This window comes from Novosphingobium sp. FW305-C-30-35 (genome assembly GCF_058783135.1).
Window position 1 is genome coordinate 2,832,048 of sequence record NZ_JBYSYJ010000001.1, and the last position, 16,338, is coordinate 2,848,385.

The following is a 16,338-nucleotide window of genomic DNA, read 5'->3' on the forward strand; positions in this document are numbered from 1 at the left end:
GGGGGATGGGGATGTTGATTGTGGAGACGACGGCGAAGATCCGACGAGAAGCGAGGCAGGGTAAACCGATCAAGGCGATCGCGCGGGATATGCATTTGTCGCGCAATACGGTGCGCAAGGCGATCCGGGCACCCGAGGCGCAGTTCAGTTATGAGCGGCGAGAGCAGCCACGTCCGCAGACCGGCCCGTTCCGGGAGCGCCTGGATGAGTTACTGGAACAGAACGAGGAACGGCCCCGCCGTGATCGGCTACGGTTGACCCGGCTTCACGATCTGCTGGAGCGGGAGGGCTTCACCGGTTCCTATGATGCGGTCCGGCGGTATGCGGCGCGCTGGAAGCGGGAACGCCGGGTGGATGCCGGGGACATGAGTAAGGTGTTCATCCCGCTGCTGTTCCGCCCCGGCGAGGCCTACCAGTTCGACTGGAGCCACGAGGACGTCGAGATTGCAGGCAAGCCGATGCGGGTGAAGGTGGCCCATATGCGGCTGTGCTGGTCGCGCGCACCGTTCGTACGGGCCTATCCGCGCGAGACGCAGGAGATGGTGTTCGATGCCCATGTGCGCGGCTTTGCCTTCTTCGGCGGTGTGCCCACCCGGGGCATCTACGACAACATGAAGACCGCGGTGACGACCGTGTTCACCGGCAAGGAGCGCATGTTCAACCGACGGTTCCTGATCATGACCGACCACTACGGCGTGGAGCCTGTGGCCTGCAGTCCGGCGGCGGGGTGGGAGAAGGGCCAGGTCGAGAACCAGGTCCAGACTGGCAGGGAGCGACTGTTCAAGCCTCGCCTGCGCTTTGCCACTATCGAGGAGTTGAACGCCTGGCTGGAGGCCGAGTGCCGGCGCTGGGCCGAGCGCTATGCCCACCCGGACCTGGAAGACACGACCATCGCTGCGGCCCTGGAGAGGGAGCGCGCCATGTTGCAGCCACTGCCCGTGCCGTTCGACGGGTTCTTCGAGAGCGAACATGTTGCCACCGCGACCTGCCTCGTCAGCTTCGATCGCAACCGCTACTCGGTCATGGCCAGTGCCGCTCGGCAGGTGGTGCAGGTACGCGCCTATGCCGACCGGATCGTGATCCGCCATGCCGGCAAGGTGGTCGCTGAGCATGCCCGCATGTTCGGACGCAACCAGACCGTGCTGGATCCCTGGCATTATCTGCCAGTGCTCGCGCGCAAGCCCGGCGCCTGGCGCAACGGCGCGCCGTTCCATGACTGGGAGCTGCCGCCTGCACTGGCACAGCTGCGTCGCAAGCTAGGCAGGAGCGACGATGCCGACCGGCGCTTTGTGCGGGTACTGGCTGCCGTGATCGACGATGGCCTTGCCGCGGTTGAGGGCGCGATACGCGAAGCCTTGGCGGCAGGCGCGGTCAACGACGAAGTGGTCCTCAATATCCTGTCGCGCCGACGCGAACCGCAGGTAGCGCAGCCCATCGACGTCGTGGTGGACCTCAAGCTCAAGCATCCGCCCATTGCCGACTGCGCGCGCTACGACACGGTGCGAGGCCTTGATGCAGCGGCATGAGATGATCAGCGCCCTGAAGGGGCTGGGCTTGAAGGGCATGGTCGCAGCCTTCGACGATGCGGTCACCCATGGCATCCGCCGCGACCGCTCCGTGATGGAGATGTTGGGCGACCTCCTGCATGCTGAAGTTGCACACCGCGAAGCAGCGTCGATCCGTTACCGCATGACCGCAGCCCGCCTGCCTGCGATCAAGGATCTGGATGGCTTCGTGTTCGACGATACACCGATCAATGAAGGGCTGGTTCGTTCTCTACACGCCGGATCGTTCCTGCCTGAACAGCGTAATATCGTGCTGGTCGGCGGCACCGGCACCGGCAAGACGCACCTGGCCCTTGCCATCGCTGCCGCCGTGGTCCGTGCCGGGGCACGAGGGCGGTTCTTTAACACCGTCGATCTGGTCAATCGGCTCGAGGAAGAGGCCCGTCAGGCCAAGGCAGGCAGCCTTGCAGCGCAACTAGCCCGGCTCGACCTCGTCGTGCTTGATGAGCTGGGATATCTGCCGTTCGCCCGATCAGGCGGCCAGATGCTGTTCCACCTGATCAGCAAGCTCTACGAAAAGACCTCGGTGATCATCACCACCAACCTGGCGTTCGGCGAATGGCCGAGCGTGTTCCACGATGCCAAAATGACGACGGCGCTGCTCGATCGCATTACCCACCATTGCGATATTATCGAGACGGGCAACGACAGCTGGCGGTTCAAACACCGCAGCTGAACCCCTTCCCCCGGACCCCCATCCCCGGCGGTTAACCCGGTGGGTCCACAGGTACCTCCCACGGACGCCGCCGCCAGCGCTCCTGACGGCGCGCGTCGTCGTCCGCGGGGCCCTCCTATGGACTACCGGGATAACCGCCAAAACAACAATCAGCTGGGGTCAATTTTGGACGCCGATAGGGGGTCAAATTTGCGCGCCGGTTGACACACGAGCACACAGCAGTGCAGTGAGCCGCAGGAGAACGACAAGCAGGAGAGAGCAATGGTCAACACCAACGGCTTTGCGCCAACCACTTACGACGCGGATGTCATCGTCATCGGCGCGGGCATTTCCGGCAGCGCTGCCGCGAAGTCGCTGCACGACCAGGGCGTCGAGGTCCTCATCGTCGAGGCCAACGACCGCATCGGCGGACGCACCTGGACGGAGCCGGAAGGTATGCCGGGCGGTGCCCTCGACAAGGGCGGCATGTTCATCGGCGAGACGCACAAGCACCTCATCGAACTCGGCACGAGCCTGGGTCTCGAGATGACGCCGTCCGGCAAGCCCGGCGACGACACCTACATGATGCTCGGGAACGTGCACCGGGCACCCGACGAGAAGCTCGACCCCAGCCTGTTGTTCACCGCCGAGTACGAGGCATCGCTCGAGGCGCTCGACGCCCTCGCGGACCGAGTCGGCTATGAGGAGCCCTGGGCCTCGCCCGACGCCGCGGAGCTCGACAGCAAGACCGTCGCCACGTGGATCGAGGAGTCCTTCGAGCACCCCGAGGTCAAGCGCCTCCACACGCTCTTCGTGAACGTGTTCCTCGGCGCCGACGCCTCCGAGGTCTCGCTCCTCTACTGGGCCTACTACGTCAGCGAGTGCGAAGGCGTCGCCCAGCTCATGGGCACGCGCGACGGCGCGCAGTGGGCCTGGTGGGTCGGGGGCGCCGCTCAGGTGAGCTGGCGCATCGCCGACGCCATCGGGCGCGAGAAGGTGCTCCTCAACTGGCCGGTGACCCGTATCGCGCAGGACGATGACGGCATCACGGTCTTCTCGGGGGAGCGCAGCCTCCGGGCCCGCAACGTCATCATCGCCATGGCGCCCATCGCCGCGAACCAGATCCGCTTCGAGCCGGCCCTGCCGACCTCGCGGGCGCAGCTCCAGGCGCGCGCGCCCATGGGCCGCTACTTCAAGATCCAGGCGCGCTACCCCAGCACGTTCTGGGTCGAGCAGGGCAACTCGGGGGCGCTCGTCGACACCGACGACATGGGCGTCTTCGTGCTCGACGGCACCAAGCCGATGGACTCGCTCTCGGCGCTCATCGGCTTCGTCGGCGGCACGCACTACGACCGCTGGTCGGCGAAGTCGCCCGAGGAGCGGAAGCAGGGCTTCATCGACGTGCTCGTCAAGGCGTTCGGCCCGCAAGCGGCCGAGCCCAGCTACTACCACGAGACCAACTGGACCGAGCAGGAATGGGCCAGGGGCGGCCCCGTCACCTACATGCCCACGGGCGTGATGTCGAACTTCGGTGCCGCGCTGCGCGACCCGATCGGCCGCATCCACTTCGCCGGTACCGAGGCTTCGTACCAGTGGTCGGGCTACATGGAGGGTGGCGTGCGGGCTGGCCAGAAGGCGGCCGCCGCGATCGCCCAGGAGATCCTCGCCGGTTCGGCGCGAGAGGGCGAACGATGAGCCGGGCCGCTGGAGGGGCTGGCGCTGTGACCGGCCAGCGCGCCGGGGGCCGGCCGATCATCCCCCCGTCGATGGCCGAGTTCGCCGAAGAGTACGGCTTCGCACCCGGATTCGAGGCCGGCGGCCTCCTCTTCATCTCGGGTCAGATCGGTGCGGATGCTTCTGGCGAGGCTCCCGAGGTCCCGGCCGAGCAGGCTCGCCTGGCGTTCGAGGGCATCGGCGCCGTCCTCGCCGAGGCAGGGCTGGGATTCGACGACATCGTGAGCATCACGAGCCACCACGTGGGCGATGTCGCGGGCATCTTCGACTGGTTCCCGGAGGTCAAGGACTCGTTCGTGAAACCGCCGTATCCGGCGTGGACCGCGCTCGGGGTCAGCGGCCTGGCGATTCCGGGCGTCGTCGTCGAGATCAGTGCGATCGCGAGGGCCTCGCGCTAGCGTTTCTTCCCACGATTGCCTGCGGCGGCATCCGCTTCTCGCAGCCGCAGGCGAGCGGGCATGATCAGTGCACGACGACGACGCAGCTGTCTTCGCAGGGGCTCTGCCGGCAACGCCGCCGGCGGTGCGGCAGGGCCCCCAGGGCACTGAAAGTGAACGAGATGGACGACAAGCAGTTGAGCAATCTGAGTCAGGGCACGAGTCCCGAGCCCGAGCAGGTCGGTGAACTGGACGAACACATCCTGTGGGAGTTGATCCGGGACGGCCGGATCACGATCACCGCGCTTGCGACACTCCTGGGGGTATCGCCGTCGACGGTGTCGGCTCGGGTCTCGGCCCTGAAGCGGACGGGCGTCCTCAAGTCTGTGCACGCTGAAGTCGACTTGCGGAGAGTCGGTCTGCCGGTGCAGGCGATGGTCTTCGTCAGGCTCCGGGCCCAGGCACGTCCGCACGTGAAGGAGTACGCGCAGTTGATCGCCCAGCTCCCGAGCGTCCTGAGCATCTACTACATGGGTGGAAACGAGGACTTCCTCATCCACCTGGTCTGCACCTCGACCGATCAACTCAGAGACATCGTGGCCACTGAGGTGAGCATGCATCCGATCGTGGCTTCCACCCGCACGAGCATCGTCTTCGAACACGCGCTCGGGGCGGATTACATGCACAACCTCAAGGGATTCGACGAAGTGCGGCGCCCGATCGACACCTCGAGCGACTCGCCCGGCGTCTTCGACTGACCTCCGCTCTGTCCACGGCGACAACTGGCCCAATCGACTCGCGATCATTATTCGCGCAGTCGGAACAATCAGCACCGAGTTCGGTATTCGACGCGATTCTTCGGCGTCCCTACTCTGCTCGGATCAAGAACAACCAATGTAAAAGGAGAGACTCGTGAATGAGCCTGAAGCAATGAAGCTGCGCGCCAACGAGCCACTGCAGTCGGGAAACACCAGCGAACCGGGCGCACCAGCCCTGCGTCAGACGCTGGGTTCGCCGTCGATCGTCTTTATGGTCTTGGCAGCGGCCGCGCCACTCACCGCTGCGGCGGGCGTGCTGCCCCTGTCCTTCCTGTTCTCGGATAACTTCGCGGCCCCCGTCTACTTCGTCGTGGCCACGGTGCTGATGCTGCTGTTCGCCGTCGGCTACACCGCGCTGAGCAAGTACGTCCCCAACGCTGGAGCTTTCTACGCGTACATCGCCGCGGGGCTCGGCCGAATTCCCGGAAATGCGGCGGCCATGCTCGCCCTCGGGGCGTACTCGTTGACGGTCATCGCGCTCGCGGTCTACGCCGGTCCGTTCGCGAGCGACCTGGTCGCCACGTTCACGCCGTGGGCAGACTCGCCCTGGTGGCTGTGGTCCATTGTCGCCGCCGCACTTCTGGCCCTGCTCGGGTACCGGAACATCGACCTGAGCTCGCGAGTGCTCGCCGTGCTGCTGATCCTGGAGGGGGCCGTCATGGTCATCCTGGCCACGGTCATCTTCATCAGCGGCGGCAAGGAAGGATTCGCAGCCGCGGCGCTCAACCCCGTCCAGTCGTTCGCGCACGGGTCGCCCGCGAGCGGGATCATGTGGGCCGTGCTGTGCTTCGTGGGCTTCGAAGCCACCGCGGTGTTCCGGGGCGAAGCGCGCAATCCGGGCCGCACGATTCCTCGGGCGACGTACGGAGCCGCCTTGGCGATCGGCCTGCTGTACACGTTCGTCGCGACTGCCATCGTGACCGGTGCCGGCACCGCCGACGTCCTGGCCCTCGTTGCGGCCGACCCCGCGGGTGTGCTCTTCGCCCTCGCGGATGAGTACATCGGACCGTGGTTCTCAGCGGTGATCAACGCCTTGCTGCTGGGAAGCATCTTCGCCGGCGCGCTCTCCTTCCACAACGTGGTGACCCGCTACCAGCTCAGCATGGGGTCCTCGGGTCTGCTCCCTGCGTTCGTGGGACGCGTGCACGGCACGCACCGGGTGCCCTCGAATGCCTCGCTCGTGCTCTCGATCGTCACGCTCGTGGCGATCGTCGCTGCGGCCGTCCTCAATCTCGACCCCGTCCTCCAGGTGTTCGGCCCGCTCATCGGCATCCTCGGGTTCGCCGTGCTCGCGATGATGGCGTTCGCCTCGATCTCCGCGATCGTGTACTTCGGTCGTTCGCGGCAGCCCCGGCCGGGCATCCTCGTCCGGCTGATCGCCCCGGTCCTCGCGTCGCTCGGCCTGCTCTGGGTGCTCGTGATGTCGCTCACGGATAGGAAATTCAACCGCATGAGGCCAAGTATGGCACGAGTTTTGGGCCTCGAAACACGTTCGGCCAAGGAAGGTTGAGCGCTCGCTTGCCGCTCAATGGCAAGAGCTTGGGAGGCAGTATGCATTTGGGCCTGGCGCGCGCGCAGCTGCTTCCCCGCAGCGATGGATACCGCCGCTTCACTGGGTCACCAATTGACGCGCTGGTCTACCTCGTCGGGTTGAGCTGCCAGATCCCAATCCGGCTCGCCTTGCGCACCATCATCCACCGGCGCGTCGCAGCCCTCCCACAGCGGTGGCCCGCGTGCCGGGGTGATGTGCGGGGGGGCAGACTCCACCCCGATGTGGTTCAGGATGTGGCGGATTTCGGCGCTGTGGGTGATGAAGGCAATGATGCGCATCTGCCCACCGCACATGGGGCACAGCAGCGGAAATGCCTCGTAGATGCGGGTAATCAGCACCGCCCACAAGTAATGCGCCGCTCGCTTCGGGCGTGCTTCAGGTTCGGGTGTGGGTGTGGCCGCGTTGCCCGGCGCCGCCACCCCAGGTACGCCCGCGCCAGGTTGTGCAGTCTCCACCGTGGCTGGTTGCGACGCAGCAGGCTGAGCCAGCGCCGTTACCGCCGCTCTCAGCGGCGAGTTTGGTGCCAGCACACCAAAGTAGCGGTGCCGGTGGGTGCGTGGCGGTGGCACCAGCGCGGCGATGCGGTCGATCAGTTCCAGCGGTGTGAGGTGCAGCTCATCTGCCTTGGCACCACGCTTGTCACTGGTGGGCTCGCTGCGCTGTTTGGCACAGCGGTACACCAGTTTGCTTCCCTCTTTGCGTAGGCGCTCCATGGAAAACGGTGGACGCGCGCAATAGCGCAGCAGCCGCTCCAGCGCAGCGCGGTCGTGGGCTTCGATGCACACCCCCGCATCCACCGAGAAGCCGCTGTGTTTGTAGCCCAGCATGTCTTTGGCGTCACAGTTCTCCAGCAGGCCCCGAGCAACGAAGGCGCGCAGGATGCGTTTTTGCAGTGTGGTCTGCACTGGGGCCACGGTAGCCGCATCGATGTGTGGAGCGGCGTGCAAAATTGACCCCCATAGCGGGGTGATCGGCGTCTAAAATTGACCCCTTCATTCCTGGGTGTGAGGCACCGCCGTTTGGGATTTCCAAGCGGTGGGGGATGGGGATGTTGATTGTGGAGACGACGGCGAAGATCCGACGAGAAGCGAGGCAGGGTAAACCGATCAAGGCGATCGCGCGGGATATGCATTTGTCGCGCAATACGGTGCGCAAGGCGATCCGGGCACCCGAGGCGCAGTTCAGTTATGAGCGGCGAGAGCAGCCACGTCCGCAGACCGGCCCGTTCCGGGAGCGCCTGGATGAGTTACTGGAACAGAACGAGGAACGGCCCCGCCGTGATCGGCTACGGTTGACCCGGCTTCACGATCTGCTGGAGCGGGAGGGCTTCACCGGTTCCTATGATGCGGTCCGGCGGTATGCGGCGCGCTGGAAGCGGGAACGCCGGGTGGATGCCGGGGACATGAGTAAGGTGTTCATCCCGCTGCTGTTCCGCCCCGGCGAGGCCTACCAGTTCGACTGGAGCCACGAGGACGTCGAGATTGCAGGCAAGCCGATGCGGGTGAAGGTGGCCCATATGCGGCTGTGCTGGTCGCGCGCACCGTTCGTACGGGCCTATCCGCGCGAGACGCAGGAGATGGTGTTCGATGCCCATGTGCGCGGCTTTGCCTTCTTCGGCGGTGTGCCCACCCGGGGCATCTACGACAACATGAAGACCGCGGTGACGACCGTGTTCACCGGCAAGGAGCGCATGTTCAACCGACGGTTCCTGATCATGACCGACCACTACGGCGTGGAGCCTGTGGCCTGCAGTCCGGCGGCGGGGTGGGAGAAGGGCCAGGTCGAGAACCAGGTCCAGACTGGCAGGGAGCGACTGTTCAAGCCTCGCCTGCGCTTTGCCACTATCGAGGAGTTGAACGCCTGGCTGGAGGCCGAGTGCCGGCGCTGGGCCGAGCGCTATGCCCACCCGGACCTGGAAGACACGACCATCGCTGCGGCCCTGGAGAGGGAGCGCGCCATGTTGCAGCCACTGCCCGTGCCGTTCGACGGGTTCTTCGAGAGCGAACATGTTGCCACCGCGACCTGCCTCGTCAGCTTCGATCGCAACCGCTACTCGGTCATGGCCAGTGCCGCTCGGCAGGTGGTGCAGGTACGCGCCTATGCCGACCGGATCGTGATCCGCCATGCCGGCAAGGTGGTCGCTGAGCATGCCCGCATGTTCGGACGCAACCAGACCGTGCTGGATCCCTGGCATTATCTGCCAGTGCTCGCGCGCAAGCCCGGCGCCTGGCGCAACGGCGCGCCGTTCCATGACTGGGAGCTGCCGCCTGCACTGGCACAGCTGCGTCGCAAGCTAGGCAGGAGCGACGATGCCGACCGGCGCTTTGTGCGGGTACTGGCTGCCGTGATCGACGATGGCCTTGCCGCGGTTGAGGGCGCGATACGCGAAGCCTTGGCGGCAGGCGCGGTCAACGACGAAGTGGTCCTCAATATCCTGTCGCGCCGACGCGAACCGCAGGTAGCGCAGCCCATCGACGTCGTGGTGGACCTCAAGCTCAAGCATCCGCCCATTGCCGACTGCGCGCGCTACGACACGGTGCGAGGCCTTGATGCAGCGGCATGAGATGATCAGCGCCCTGAAGGGGCTGGGCTTGAAGGGCATGGTCGCAGCCTTCGACGATGCGGTCACCCATGGCATCCGCCGCGACCGCTCCGTGATGGAGATGTTGGGCGACCTCCTGCATGCTGAAGTTGCACACCGCGAAGCAGCGTCGATCCGTTACCGCATGACCGCAGCCCGCCTGCCTGCGATCAAGGATCTGGATGGCTTCGTGTTCGACGATACACCGATCAATGAAGGGCTGGTTCGTTCTCTACACGCCGGATCGTTCCTGCCTGAACAGCGTAATATCGTGCTGGTCGGCGGCACCGGCACCGGCAAGACGCACCTGGCCCTTGCCATCGCTGCCGCCGTGGTCCGTGCCGGGGCACGAGGGCGGTTCTTTAACACCGTCGATCTGGTCAATCGGCTCGAGGAAGAGGCCCGTCAGGCCAAGGCAGGCAGCCTTGCAGCGCAACTAGCCCGGCTCGACCTCGTCGTGCTTGATGAGCTGGGATATCTGCCGTTCGCCCGATCAGGCGGCCAGATGCTGTTCCACCTGATCAGCAAGCTCTACGAAAAGACCTCGGTGATCATCACCACCAACCTGGCGTTCGGCGAATGGCCGAGCGTGTTCCACGATGCCAAAATGACGACGGCGCTGCTCGATCGCATTACCCACCATTGCGATATTATCGAGACGGGCAACGACAGCTGGCGGTTCAAACACCGCAGCTGAACCCCTTCCCCCGGACCCCCATCCCCGGCGGTTAACCCGGTGGGTCCACAGGTACCTCCCACGGACGCCGCCGCCAGCGGCTAGCGTCCGCGCTCGTGGTGTAATTTCCGGTGTATGTGACGGTGTATTCCGGGGTGGGGCATGCCCCACCCCGGAATGCGGCGTCGCTGGTGGCCACCGGGCTCATCGTTATGGTGGAGTTTGCACACTTCAACCGTGACGAAGAGGAGTTCCCGATGACCGAGGACAGATTACTGATCGAAGAGCTGGCTGCGAAGGGCGGCCAACCGGATTTTTTGCGCACCATTGCCGAGAACGTCCTGCAGCTGATCATGGAGGCCGATGTCGACGGCCTGATCGGTGCCGGACGGCATGAACGATCCGGTGAGCGCGCCACCTGGCGCAACGGATATCGTGATCGCTCGCTCGATACCCGGGTCGGCACGCTGAACCTCAAGATCCCCAAGCTGCGCGCGGGCTCCTACTTCCCCGGCTTCCTCGAGCCCAGGAAGATGGTCGAGAAGGCGCTGGTGGCGGTAATCCAGGAGGCGTGGATCGGCGGCGTCAGCACCCGGCGGGTCGACGAACTGGTCCAGGCCATGGGCATGACCGGCATCTCCAAGTCCACGGTCTCCAAGCTGTGCAAGGACATCGACGAGCGCGTTCTGGCCTTCCTGAAGCGCCCGCTGACCGGCGAGTGGCCCTACCTCTGGCTCGACGCGACCTACCTCAAGGTGCGCGAAGGCGGCAGGATCATCAGTGTCGCCGCGATAATCGCCATGGCTGTCAACACCGAGGGCCGGCGCGAGATCGTCGGCCTACATATCGGCCCTTCCGAAGCCGAGGTCTTCTGGTCCGACTTCCTGAAGGACCTTGTCCGGCGCGGCCTGACAGGGGTGAAACTAGTCATCTCCGACGCCCACGAGGGCCTCAAGGGCGCGATCACCCGCGTCATGGGCGCCACCTGGCAGCGCTGCCGCGTCCACTTCATGAGGAACGCGCTGTCCTACGTGCCCAAGGGCCAGAACACCGTGGTCGCCGCCGCCATCCGCCAGGTCTTCCTCCAGCCCGATCAGAAAAGCGCAACGCAGGTGTGGCGGCAGGTCGCCGACCAATTGCGTACCCGCTGGCCGAAGCTCGGCGCCTGCATGGACGAGGCGGAAACCGACGTGCTCGCCTACACCGGCTTCCCCACCCAGCACCGCACGAAGTTACACTCGACCAATCCCCTCGAGCGGCTGAACAAGGAGGTCAAGCGCCGCGCCGATGTCGTCGGCATCTTCCCCAACGAAGACAGCATCGTCCGCCTCGTTGGCGCCGTCCTGCTCGAGCAGAACGACGAATGGCAACTCCAGCACCGCTACATGCAGATCGAGGGTATGGCCGAACTCAACCAATCCATGATCGAGGAGGAAAATCAGCCACTACACATCACCGCAAAGGCCGCCTGACGATGACCCAGGGCCACCGCCGAAATTACACCACGTTGACGGACGTGACCCGCCAGCGCTCCTGACGGCGCGCGTCGTCGTCCGCGGGGCCCTCCTATGGACTACCGGGATAACCGCCAAAACAACAATCAGCTGGGGTCAATTTTGGACGCCGATAGGGGGTCAAATTTGCGCGCCGGTTGACATGCCGCACGATGGCATGCCAGCACGCTCGGCATAGTCTGGCGCATGACGAACCGGCCCCAGATCAGCCTGGAGAAGCCCAGAACCATGGAGAACAGCCAGACGATTTGCACGCGATCGGGCGCGTCGGCAAAACGCACGCGGAATTGTGCAAAGTCGACTTGTGTCAATGGACACCCAGTTTTACGAGCTAAGGCGACACCCAGTGTTACGAGGTGTCGCGCTGCATGATAGGTATGATTTCAGGGGTGGGGAGCATGCTCCCCACCCCTGAAATTTCTTCGACGAGGATTGGCGGTCAGGCCTTGAAGGCGTCCTCGAGGTCGCGCAGGCGGTAACTGCGGCCTTTGATGTTGAGGACATGGGCGCGGTGGAGAAGCCGGTCGAGGATGGCGGTGGCGAGGACTTCGTCTCCAGCAAGCAGTTCGGTCCAGTCGCGGATACTTTTGTTGGTGGTGATCATCATGGCGCCCCGGCCATAGCGATAGCTGACGAGACGGAAGAATAGGCTGGCTTCCTCGCGGTTTAGCGGATCGTAGCCCATCTCGTCGATCAACAGCAGCGCGCTCGACATGTATTTACGCATCTTGATGCGCGGCGGTGGCAATTGGGCGTCGTGGCGCAGCGCGGCCATGAGCTCGTCGAAGCGGTAGTATTGGACCGAGAAGCCGAGTTGGACCGCACGGATGCCCAGCGCGGCGAGCAAGTGCGACTTGCCCACGCCAGGCGGCCCCTGCAGCAGGACCACCTCGGCGTTGCGTATCCAGGTGCCAGTGGCGAGTGTGTCGATGCGTGAGCGCTCGATTGCGGGCTGGAAGGCAAAATCGAAGTTCTCCAGCGTCTGCCCCGACGGCAGCTTCGAGTTCTTGAGCATGACCCGCACACGCCGCTCCTCGCGGCCAGCAAGTTCGGTCGTGAGGAGCCGGTCGAGGAAGACGTGCGCACTGATCTCGTCACGCACCGCCTCGCCAATCATGTCATCGAGAGCATCTGCGGCATGGCCACAAGCAAGCTGACACAGCTTCTCGCGGGTGGCATCGATATCGAGCCTGATCCGGGGCGTGTTCATCGAGCCACCTCCGCGAGGCGCGCATAGAGGTCGAGAGAGCGGTGCTGGACACCAGCGCTTGCAATCTCCTGCAGTTTGCGGCCCATCCGGCCCAGCGGCAGCGGCGCAATTACCCGGGGCGTGCTCGGACCCTCGAAATGGGCGGGGTCAATGACGACCAGCGCCTCGGTTCCGCGCGGATGGTCGGCGACAACTTCGCAGTTCTTCAGGAACAGTACCCTGCCAGAGACTCCACGTACCTCGACGTCCTGTCGGATGAAGCGGAAGGGCACACTGTATTGGCGGCCTTCAAAACTCGCCATGCAGTCATCGCCAACCTGGCGACGCACAGCAACGTCGAACGGCTCGGGCAGCGTCTCGGGGAGCCGGGTCAGCAGGAAACGTTCCTGCTCCCAGGCCTGCATGACCTTTGTGCCGGTCGCCGGGCAGCGCAATTGGCCTGAGCGTTCGGTCATTCGCTCATCCGTCCAGGCCTGTAGATCGGCAAGGTTGCCGAAGACACCGCTGTAAGGATCGAGGTACTCGCGGCAATCACGGACCGAACGTTCGACCTTGCCCTTCGCGCGGGGCTGACGGACCTGGCACGCATCGACATGAAAATGCATCTGGCTGGCGAAACGGCGGTAGGTCGGGTTGATCTCTCCCCAAGCGCCCGCGCCCTTCGACAGAGCCGTCTTGACGTTGTCGATGCGCATCACCGCCGCGACCCCACCAAGGCGCTGAAAGCAGGCCAGATGGCATGACTGCCACGCCAACGCATCCTTCGAGCGGGACCACACGATCGCTCGCTTGCGGCTCCACGATAACGTCATCACCAGCGCCGAAAGGTCGACCACTTCCTCGCCCAGCACCATGCCCGGGAACTCGGCCCAGTCGACCTGCGCCTGCGCTCCCGGCGGCGTCTCCACCCGGCGACGCGCGCGGATCACAGGGGCTGGAAATGTCCGCGACCAATAACGCTGCACCGACTTCAGACTCCCGGCATAGCCATGTTCGCGCGTCAGCCACTCATGCAGCGCCGCGATGTTGATCGCACCATCCCCACGGCCGCTGCGCCAGTGCGCGATCGCTTCAGCATATTCGGCCGCCTTGCCGATCTGCCGGCTCCGCCCATCCACCGCACCCTCAGCGCGCCGGCGGCGGTGATAACGGACCGCGCCCTCTGTAATCCCAAGCAGTCGCGCAACCGCACTCTGCGTATGCCCTTGCTTCAACAGCACACTCATCGCCGTCAATGCCTCGCCATCGAGACAACCCATCGTCCTCTCCCGGAAGACTACCCGCCGGGAAATCGATCAGGCCAAGGCGACAAATCGTAAAGGTAGATGTCGCCTTACGGCTCCTGTGAACTGTCCTTCAACAACTTGAGCCTGCTCGCCCGCAGGCGTCTCGAAGCGCACGGCATATGGCTTGCCTCCACCTGCCGGTCGTAGCGTGCGCACCACGTCGCGCACCGTGCTGTAGCCACCGGTGTAGCCGCGTTCGCCAAGCTCACGCGCGAGCCGCTGCGCGCTCAATCCTGGATAGGCTTCCAGACGCGCTCGCAAGTAACCCATGTGAGGATCAAGCAGGCGTTCGCGCGGTTGGCGAGGACCGTAGGTCGGCACCTCAATGCCACGGCCAATGTATTTGCGGACTGTCTTGCGGTCGATGCCGACTTGCCGGGCTATGGCGGCAATCTTCACGCCTTGGCGGTGCAAATCCAGGATCATCATCAGATCTCCAAGCTTCTTCATCGCAGCACCGCCTCCCACCGGGGAAGCTATGCCGGATTTTTGGAATTTGACCCTGTCCGGGGCGCGCCCCGGACAGGGTCAACGAGAAGAAGTGGGGAATTTTCAAATGTCACTTCTGGGGCATTTTACTCCGCCATCAACAAGATGCGTTCGAGCACTTCGTCGTTGCGATCGTGCGCGGCGCGCAGGTTTTCGGGCATGGTCTCGGGATCATAGAGGTCGGCAATCGTCGCCGGAAAATGCGCCTCGCGGGCGAGGAGAATGTCTTCGGCGCAGCGGGTGAGGTCGGCCTTGTTCTGGTCGGTCAGCGTGGGGATGGGGAAGGTGTTCCAGCCGAGGGTGTTTGAGTAGCGGTAGCGCGTCTCTAACTTACCGCAAACAGTGGCGATCCAGATGGCGTGAAGTCGGGATGCCACCAACGAAAGGCTCCAGAGAGTTACGCCATAAATCGCCAATGACGGCGCCATAGGCACCGCTGCGTCATCAAGCAGGTCGCATGGGTAGTATTCTCGATTTTCGGATGAAAGCTGCGCTACGGCGATTTTTTGGGTTCGTTGGAAGCGGCTTTCGTCAAAACGGTGAGACGTGTCAGCCAACTTCTGTGTGGCGACCTTCGAGCTGTTGCTCCGCATCGCAGCGACGCGCTCGAGCCTTTCTGCCACCTCTGGAATGGCCATTGCTGCAGGCAGGTCCTCATCACCAATGACAAGCGCATACCGCTGAATGCCTTTGATGAGTTCTTGGGCTCCCACGAGCCTCCCTGTGAAAGCACGAAGAGTAGGATACTTTTCCGCTAGTTCATCCCGTTGCCTAACCGAAAGGACGAGGTTCCCCCCGTCAGTGAGCTTTTCTCCGGAAACCATCTCAGGCAAGCCTGATATGCTATTGTTGGCACGCGAGATGACCACGTTCTGCGCGGCAATTAGGTAGGCGTTGACGTTCGGTACAGATCGGGAAACGGTGCCACCTGCCTCTTCCCAAAAAAGCTTAACCTCTGCGGTTGGGCCGCTGCTCAACCCGACAATCACAACACTGACTGCCGCATTATGGCTCGCGAGATTCCGCCAGCGAAAGGGGCGGTGGGCAAAAGAGATATAGTTGCCCGATGTAAGCACTTGAGACCACAGGATGGCGGCTTGCTGCCCTTCGCAAACTGAACTCGTGCTAACGAGAGCGCAGCGAAATCCCTCCTTGGCGACGAGTCTGCCCGCTTTGACAATCCAGCCAGCGATATAATCCAAACTTGCCGCGTTTTCGAAATGGGGACCAAGAGCTGACAGGAGTTCCGCCTTCTGGTCAGGCGTTTGATACCTTGTCCCCTTATAGGGCGGATTCCCGCAGATATACGTCTCCCCGCCCTCATTCTCAAAATCAATCTCCGCTTGATCAAGAGGTGTGCCGAAAAGATCGTCCGCCTGAACCCGCACGCCCGTCCCTGTCGGCGGGCAGATGCTCAGCCAGTCCAGCCGCAGGGCATTGCCGCAGGTAATCCAGTTCTGGCTATCCAGCGGCAGGAACTCGGCCAGCGCCTCCTTCTGACCGCGATAGAGCACGTCGCACTGGTACTCGGCGATGATCAGCGCCAGCCGCGCGATCTCGGCGGGGAAGGTACGCAGTTCGATGCCGCGGAAGTTGGTCAGGGGAATATCGCTGCGGCGGTCGGGCTCGCCGCGCCGCCGGTTGATCTCGGCCTCAAGCTCGCGCATCTGCTTGTAGGCGATGACGAGGAAGTTGCCCGATCCGCAGGCGGGATCGAACACACGGATCCTGGCCATCCGATTGCGCAGGTTCAGCAGCTTGCGACTGTTGTCGCCCGCTTCCTCCAGTTTCGCCCGCAGGTCATCCAGAAACAGCGGGTTCAGCACCTTCAGGATGTTCGGCACGCTGGTGTAGCCGTTAACGTGTTTGCCCATTGGGATG

General features: G+C 64.0%; 13 protein-coding genes and 2 pseudogenes. 9 read left to right on the plus strand and 6 right to left on the minus strand.

What is annotated here, in order from left to right:
• Positions 1–11 precede the first annotated feature (11 nt).
• From istA (AC3WLM_RS14060) to AC3WLM_RS14085, 6 genes are all read left to right on the plus strand, one after another.
• Positions 12–1,526, plus strand: coding sequence for an IS21 family transposase (istA, locus tag AC3WLM_RS14060; protein ID WP_492478074.1), 1,515 nt, complete (start codon positions 12–14; stop codon positions 1,524–1,526).
• Complete coding sequence (gene istB, locus AC3WLM_RS14065; protein WP_492478075.1) at positions 1,513–2,241, plus strand: IS21-like element helper ATPase IstB; 729 nt, start codon at positions 1,513–1,515, stop codon at positions 2,239–2,241. The genes istA (AC3WLM_RS14060) and istB (AC3WLM_RS14065) overlap by 14 nt, the downstream gene beginning before the upstream one ends.
• A gap of 261 nt (positions 2,242–2,502) precedes the next feature.
• A complete protein-coding gene (locus tag AC3WLM_RS14070) occupies positions 2,503–3,915 on the plus strand; it encodes a flavin monoamine oxidase family protein (RefSeq protein WP_492477671.1) in 1,413 nt (470 codons plus the stop codon).
• 26 nt (positions 3,916–3,941) lie between these two features.
• Positions 3,942–4,352, plus strand: coding sequence for a RidA family protein (locus tag AC3WLM_RS14075; RefSeq protein ID WP_492477672.1), 411 nt, complete (start codon positions 3,942–3,944; stop codon positions 4,350–4,352).
• Between the two features lie 161 nt (positions 4,353–4,513).
• On the plus strand, positions 4,514–5,089 hold the full coding sequence (locus AC3WLM_RS14080; RefSeq protein ID WP_492477673.1) for an Lrp/AsnC family transcriptional regulator: 576 nt from the start codon (positions 4,514–4,516) through the stop codon (positions 5,087–5,089).
• A 172-nt stretch (positions 5,090–5,261) separates the two neighbouring features.
• The gene (locus AC3WLM_RS14085; RefSeq protein ID WP_492477674.1) at positions 5,262–6,659 is read left to right on the plus strand and encodes an APC family permease; all 1,398 of its coding nucleotides are present in this window, start codon (positions 5,262–5,264) and stop codon (positions 6,657–6,659) included.
• 107 nt (positions 6,660–6,766) lie between these two features.
• Here the strand turns inward: AC3WLM_RS14085 and AC3WLM_RS14090 are convergent.
• Positions 6,767–7,657: pseudogene (locus tag AC3WLM_RS14090) on the minus strand (IS91-like element ISCR8/ISPps1 family transposase); the annotation flags it as partial.
• Positions 7,658–7,749: 92 nt separating this feature from the next.
• On the opposite strand from AC3WLM_RS14090, the gene istA (AC3WLM_RS14095) reads away from it, so the two are divergent.
• The 3 genes from istA (AC3WLM_RS14095) (at position 7,750) to AC3WLM_RS14105 (ending at position 11,430) form a co-directional block, all read left to right on the plus strand.
• A complete protein-coding gene (gene istA, locus AC3WLM_RS14095; protein WP_492478074.1) occupies positions 7,750–9,264 on the plus strand; it encodes an IS21 family transposase in 1,515 nt (504 codons plus the stop codon).
• Positions 9,251–9,979, plus strand: coding sequence for an IS21-like element helper ATPase IstB (gene istB, locus AC3WLM_RS14100; protein ID WP_492478075.1), 729 nt, complete (start codon positions 9,251–9,253; stop codon positions 9,977–9,979). The genes istA (AC3WLM_RS14095) and istB (AC3WLM_RS14100) overlap by 14 nt, the downstream gene beginning before the upstream one ends.
• 236 nt (positions 9,980–10,215) lie before the next feature.
• The gene (locus tag AC3WLM_RS14105; RefSeq protein ID WP_126015227.1) at positions 10,216–11,430 is read left to right on the plus strand and encodes an IS256-like element ISSpma2 family transposase; all 1,215 of its coding nucleotides are present in this window, start codon (positions 10,216–10,218) and stop codon (positions 11,428–11,430) included.
• Between the two features lie 128 nt (positions 11,431–11,558).
• Here AC3WLM_RS14105 and AC3WLM_RS14110 read toward each other — a convergent pair whose 3' ends face one another.
• The 5 genes and pseudogenes from AC3WLM_RS14110 to AC3WLM_RS14130 form a co-directional block, all read right to left on the minus strand.
• The gene (locus AC3WLM_RS14110; protein ID WP_492477675.1) at positions 11,559–11,753 is read right to left on the minus strand and encodes a hypothetical protein; all 195 of its coding nucleotides are present in this window, start codon (positions 11,751–11,753) and stop codon (positions 11,559–11,561) included.
• Positions 11,754–11,911: 158 nt separating this feature from the next.
• Positions 11,912–12,682, minus strand: a complete 771-nt coding sequence (gene istB, locus AC3WLM_RS14115; RefSeq protein ID WP_066043586.1) for an IS21-like element helper ATPase IstB — start codon at positions 12,680–12,682, stop codon at positions 11,912–11,914.
• A complete protein-coding gene (istA, locus tag AC3WLM_RS14120; protein WP_492477676.1) occupies positions 12,679–13,941 on the minus strand; it encodes an IS21 family transposase in 1,263 nt (420 codons plus the stop codon). The genes istB (AC3WLM_RS14115) and istA (AC3WLM_RS14120) overlap by 4 nt, the downstream gene beginning before the upstream one ends.
• Before the next feature lie 87 nt (positions 13,942–14,028).
• Positions 14,029–14,418 (minus strand): annotated as a pseudogene (locus tag AC3WLM_RS14125) (helix-turn-helix domain-containing protein); the annotation flags it as partial.
• 125 nt (positions 14,419–14,543) lie between these two features.
• Entirely contained in the window at positions 14,544–16,331 is a 1,788-nt protein-coding gene (locus AC3WLM_RS14130) for a class I SAM-dependent DNA methyltransferase (protein ID WP_492477677.1), read from the minus strand.
• Positions 16,332–16,338 lie beyond the last annotated feature (7 nt).

What these genes read in the sequence shown, in the direction of transcription:
- istA (WP_492478074.1), top strand. Translation starts at nt 12, where the DNA reads ATGTTGATTGTGGAGACGACGGCGAAGATCCGACGAGAAGCGAGGCAG.
- istB (WP_492478075.1), top strand. Translation starts at nt 1,513, where the DNA reads ATGCAGCGGCATGAGATGATCAGCGCCCTGAAGGGGCTGGGCTTGAAG.
- AC3WLM_RS14070 (WP_492477671.1), top strand. Translation starts at nt 2,503, where the DNA reads ATGGTCAACACCAACGGCTTTGCGCCAACCACTTACGACGCGGATGTC.
- AC3WLM_RS14080 (WP_492477673.1), top strand. Translation starts at nt 4,514, where the DNA reads ATGGACGACAAGCAGTTGAGCAATCTGAGTCAGGGCACGAGTCCCGAG.
- AC3WLM_RS14085 (WP_492477674.1), top strand. Translation starts at nt 5,262, where the DNA reads ATGAAGCTGCGCGCCAACGAGCCACTGCAGTCGGGAAACACCAGCGAA.
- istA (WP_492478074.1), top strand. Translation starts at nt 7,750, where the DNA reads ATGTTGATTGTGGAGACGACGGCGAAGATCCGACGAGAAGCGAGGCAG.
- istB (WP_492478075.1), top strand. Translation starts at nt 9,251, where the DNA reads ATGCAGCGGCATGAGATGATCAGCGCCCTGAAGGGGCTGGGCTTGAAG.
- AC3WLM_RS14105 (WP_126015227.1), top strand. Translation starts at nt 10,216, where the DNA reads ATGACCGAGGACAGATTACTGATCGAAGAGCTGGCTGCGAAGGGCGGC.
- istB (WP_066043586.1), bottom strand. Translation starts at nt 12,682, where the DNA reads ATGAACACGCCCCGGATCAGGCTCGATATCGATGCCACCCGCGAGAAG.
- istA (WP_492477676.1), bottom strand. Translation starts at nt 13,941, where the DNA reads ATGGGTTGTCTCGATGGCGAGGCATTGACGGCGATGAGTGTGCTGTTG.
- AC3WLM_RS14130 (WP_492477677.1), bottom strand. Translation starts at nt 16,331, where the DNA reads ATGGGCAAACACGTTAACGGCTACACCAGCGTGCCGAACATCCTGAAG.